Genomic DNA, 245 nt, shown 5'->3' with positions numbered 1-245 from the left:
GAATGAATCGTTTTATCATTTATGTCAACTACAAAAGTTCTGTAACAATTTTTGTTATCTGAAAAAGTAGTTTTGACAGTTGTATTCTGTTCTATTTTATTATAAACTCTAGATATTTTAGTGTTAATTTTTTCCATATTAACATCATCAATAAAATGGATAAAAACATTTGATTTCTCACTATTATATGAAATCAAACGACTATCTTCATTCACTTTAATTTTTCCATCATTATTAAAGTGAAG

Annotated in this window: 1 protein-coding gene; it reads right to left on the bottom strand. The window is 23.3% G+C overall.

The features are described 5' to 3' along the window. Positions 1-245 (bottom strand): hypothetical protein (locus ACX6CF_RS26580; RefSeq protein WP_458788394.1); only part of this gene is annotated, 245 nt, incomplete at both ends.

The organism is Vallitalea sediminicola (assembly GCF_054408565.1).
This window is presented reverse-complemented; position numbering and strand designations above follow the sequence as displayed.